Origin of the sequence: Mesorhizobium sp. B2-4-6, assembly GCF_006442775.1 — a bacterium.
GTDB lineage: Bacteria > Pseudomonadota > Alphaproteobacteria > Rhizobiales > Rhizobiaceae > Mesorhizobium.
The window spans coordinates 1-3,411 of sequence record NZ_VFVI01000036.1 but is presented as its reverse complement, the minus strand read 5'-3'; the positions used below and the strand labels follow the sequence as shown (position 1 = coordinate 3,411).

General features: G+C 62.7%; 7 protein-coding genes. 3 read left to right on the top strand and 4 right to left on the bottom strand.

The features are described 5' to 3' along the window. Positions 1-9: 9 nt before the first annotated feature. Positions 10-123 (top strand): LuxR C-terminal-related transcriptional regulator, encoded by a 114-nt coding sequence (locus tag FJ957_RS31660; protein ID WP_281407707.1) that lies wholly within the window; start codon positions 10-12, stop codon positions 121-123. A 201-nt stretch (positions 124-324) separates the two neighbouring features. Here FJ957_RS31660 and FJ957_RS32050 read toward each other — a convergent pair whose 3' ends face one another. From FJ957_RS32050 to FJ957_RS31645, 4 genes are all read right to left on the bottom strand, one after another. Next, positions 325-462: a hypothetical protein gene (locus FJ957_RS32050; protein ID WP_181180789.1), complete on the bottom strand. Its 138-nt coding sequence runs from the start codon at positions 460-462 to the stop codon at positions 325-327. A gap of 164 nt (positions 463-626) precedes the next feature. After that, positions 627-1,049 carry a large conductance mechanosensitive channel protein MscL gene (mscL, locus tag FJ957_RS31655; RefSeq protein ID WP_140837547.1) on the bottom strand — a complete coding sequence of 141 codons (423 nt, stop codon included), beginning with the start codon at positions 1,047-1,049 and terminating at the stop codon, positions 627-629. 37 nt (positions 1,050-1,086) lie between these two features. Then, entirely contained in the window at positions 1,087-1,428 is a 342-nt protein-coding gene (locus tag FJ957_RS31650) for a DUF2853 family protein (RefSeq protein ID WP_140837545.1), read from the bottom strand. A 100-nt stretch (positions 1,429-1,528) separates the two neighbouring features. Then, positions 1,529-1,879, bottom strand: coding sequence for a YidB family protein (locus tag FJ957_RS31645; protein ID WP_140837543.1), 351 nt, complete (start codon positions 1,877-1,879; stop codon positions 1,529-1,531). Between the two features lie 424 nt (positions 1,880-2,303). On the opposite strand from FJ957_RS31645, the gene FJ957_RS31640 reads away from it, so the two are divergent. Both FJ957_RS31640 and FJ957_RS31635 read left to right on the top strand, forming a co-directional pair. After that, positions 2,304-2,657 (top strand): hypothetical protein, encoded by a 354-nt coding sequence (locus tag FJ957_RS31640; protein WP_140837541.1) that lies wholly within the window; start codon positions 2,304-2,306, stop codon positions 2,655-2,657. A 1-nt stretch (position 2,658) separates the two neighbouring features. Beyond that, a partial coding sequence (locus FJ957_RS31635) for a hypothetical protein (protein ID WP_140837539.1) occupies positions 2,659-3,411 on the top strand: 753 nt, incomplete at its 3' end.

Genomic DNA, 3,411 nt, shown 5'->3' with positions numbered 1-3,411 from the left:
AATGGCGAAATCGGCGCCCAACTGCATTTGGCCGAGGGGACGATCAAGAACTACGTCAGCACGATCCTCGAGAAGTGCGGAGCCAAGAACCGGACCGAATTGGCCATAAAAACGATAGGCTGAAGGACTGTCCGCAATGAACGCGCATTTGCGCGCCCCTGGGTTTCGTCACCCACCGGAACGACGCGGCGATCGAACGCTCAAAAGGCCCGCGGCTTCGGGGTTTGGGGGGAAAAGCCACGGGCAAGTCCGGTTGCCTGAGTTCCCGCTCTTGGTGGCAGGTCGAGGGAGGCGCCGGTCGACGCCCTCGCTGCAGCCCCATGGTCACGCTGCCGATCGACGGTCGAGCCGCAAGCAGGCGTATGAGCGCGTGATCTGCTCGGCATCCATTTCAGCCAAATGGCGTTTCACGGTCCGCATGGTCTCGTCGAGCTTCGCCAGCAATTCCGCAACGATCGTCATGTCCGAAGCCTTGCCCATGGTGCGCGTGGGCGACCTTGTTGAAAGCGGAAGGCAGTGCTGGAGATTTCCGCTGATGCCTGGGTGGCTAGAGATCGAGAAACGATGCAGGCTGGAGCGGAATGGTGGCGGCCGGACCGGGGGTCCGGCCGCCTCGAACAAATCCGCTATTTTCTCGCGAGCAGGTCGCGGATTTCGGTCAGAAGCTGCACGTCGGCCGGCGGCGGGGCAGCGGCAGGGGCGGGCTTTTCGCGCTCCAGACGCTTACGCATATTGTTCACGGCCTTGACCATCAGGAAGATGATGAAGGCAAGGATCAGGAAGTTCAGCACGACCGTGATGAAGCTGCCATAGGCAAAGACGGCGCCCTCTTTCTTGGCATCGGCCAGCGCGCTCGAATGGACGTTCGAGGACAGCCCGAAGAAGTAATTGTTGAAGTCCAGCCCGCCGAAGATCGCGCCGACGATCGGCATGATGATGTCGTTGACGAGCGAATCGACGATCTTGGAGAAGGCGGCGCCGATGATGACACCGACGGCCAAGTCCATCACATTGCCCTTGGAAATGAATTCCTGGAATTCTTTGAGCATCCCCATCTCCTCTTAGCCCATTTGCCTGTTTGCGCCGTCAGGCGAAGACGTTCTCGCGCCTGAAATGCTTGACGAGCAGGTAGTAGAAGACCGGGCGGTGTTTGTTGCGGTTGGTGCGGCCGTACTGGTCGATGACCCTGGCGAGCCCCGCGTCCAGGCCGGCATCGGCCGTCAGCCCCAGTCTTTTGATGAGAAAGTTCTTCTTGACCCGTTCCAGTTCCTCCTTGTCCGAGGCCGAAACGGTGGATGCATCCTTGTCGTAGATCGCCGGACCGCAGCCCTTCGTCACCTTCGTCAAGAGATCCAAATCCGCCGTAAGGCCGCATTTGACCCTCAGGTCCGCCGCATATTTGCTGATCAGTTCGTCCTGCTTGCTCACACGCTTGCCCTCTCGTTTCCGGCCAGACAGCGACTGCCGTCGAACCGCGCGGCCTGGTCGCCGCAAAGCTATGTCCGGATTTGACCGCTGCCCGTAAGTGTCAGCCGCTGCGCGTCGCCAGCGCACCATCGGGGCTCGCCTGGTCGACGGCGGCTGGGAGATGCTGCGCCAGGGCGGCGGCCACCTGATCCAGCGGAATCCCGAACTGGCCCGCCAGTTGCTGAAGACGCTGGTCGCCAAGCGCCGCCTTGATCTCGTCGGGCGCGATCGGAAGATTTGCGGCGTTGGTGCTGAGCCAGGATTCGACGCGGTCGCCGAGACCCGACTTCTGCAGCATGGCAAGCACGCCCTGATAACCGCCAACGCCGGTCAGCGCGTCGGCCAGGAGTGACGAGCCTCCGCCCTGCTGTTCGCCCTGCAAGGCGCTTTGCAAACTGTCCAAAAATCCCATCCGGAAACCTCCCGTCGAAAAATCACGTCCGCCGTCGCACAGCGTTCAGGCGTGCTGATCTAGGCCGTTTCAAGGGGTTGCGACACCTGACGAAGGTCAGGACCGGAGATGACGAAGGTCACATTCGGCAGCAGCCGGATCGCACTTGAACCGGGCATCGCTCCTGGCAAGGCGGCTTCGCGTCTTTCCCGGTGCAGGGCTGCTCGGCCCGCATTCGATTCAGCTCGGATCCGATTCCGCCCGAAGGGCGACTGGCGTGCGAGCGGTCATTGCGGTAGGTGTCGATGGACATGGCGGCGCAATTGCCACGCTCGACGCGAGATAGCTCCCGCGAAGGCAATAAGTCGATTGCCTGTCGCGGGAATTAGGATTTGATATAACGATCGTCACAGTGTCAGTGAGCGTGGAAAACCGAGGAAAGAACATGAAAGGCGCCGAGCAAGCTGCAAAAGCCGCGGATGGAGCCGCATCCGCGAACGGATCCGAAGCCACAATCCATCCCGACGCGACGATCGACCAGGTTCGCAATCTGCTGTTCGGAGGCGCGCAGCGGTCGCTCGAGAGCAGCCTTGCCGGCCTGCGCGAGGAGATGCAGGCCACCATCAAGCAGCTCCAGGCGGACTTCGCGAAGGAGCTCGCGACGCTCCAGGCGCACGTCCTGGAACTGGAGCGGGAGACCGAACAGAAGCGGCTCGCCTCGCAGAGGGACATCGGCGCCGCGATTTCGGACCTTGGAGCAACCATCAGCGGGCTAGGGTCCGGCCGCGCGGGAAAGTAGCATGACGTCCGCCGCCGGCCAGAACCGTGAGATCGAGCAGCTTAGAAAACTGCTCTTTCAAACGGAGGCGGCGCGTCTCGAGGCGCTGGGCGCGGACGTCGCTCTCCTTCAGCAATATATAGGCGGTCCCGACCGTCTCGAAACGGCGACGGCCGACATCTTGGTCGCCGCCCTGGAGCGCGCCGAAGTCGTTCGGCCGCGCGAGCTGGCGAACGTCATCGCGCCATCGGTGGTTTCAGCGATCCGCAGCGAGATCAGGAACTCGCGCGACCTCATGGTCGATGCGCTCTACCCGATCACGGGCAGGCTGGTCAGCGCGGCCGTGGCAAATGCCTTCAAGGAACTCGTGGCGCGGCTGGAGCAGCGCCTCAACGCCCTGACATCGACGGAGCTGTGGATCGGGCGCGTCAAGTCGCTGGCGACCGGCCGGCCGATCAGCGAGTTCGTTCTGGCAAACGCCAGCCCGCCGCGCGTCAACCGGCTGTTGATGATCGAGCGCGGCAACGGCCGCCTCGTCGCCGACTGGAAGCGCGAAGAGACCTCCGACGAGCGGGCCGACCTGCTGAGCGCGATGGTCGCGGCGATCCTGGAATTTTCCGTCCAGGCCCTGGCAGGAGAAGGCAACCTGCAGCAGCTCGATTTCGGCGGACGCGAGATCGTGCTTCGCGCCTCGCCTAGGTTCATCCTGGCCGCGGAATGCATCGGCCCCCTTCGCCCCGCCGACAATGACAGGATCAATTCGCTTTTCTTCGAC

What these genes read in the sequence shown, in the direction of transcription:
- FJ957_RS32050 (WP_181180789.1), bottom strand. Translation starts at nt 462, where the DNA reads ATGACGATCGTTGCGGAATTGCTGGCGAAGCTCGACGAGACCATGCGG.
- mscL (WP_140837547.1), bottom strand. Translation starts at nt 1,049, where the DNA reads ATGCTCAAAGAATTCCAGGAATTCATTTCCAAGGGCAATGTGATGGAC.
- FJ957_RS31645 (WP_140837543.1), bottom strand. Translation starts at nt 1,879, where the DNA reads ATGGGATTTTTGGACAGTTTGCAAAGCGCCTTGCAGGGCGAACAGCAG.
- FJ957_RS31640 (WP_140837541.1), top strand. Translation starts at nt 2,304, where the DNA reads ATGAAAGGCGCCGAGCAAGCTGCAAAAGCCGCGGATGGAGCCGCATCC.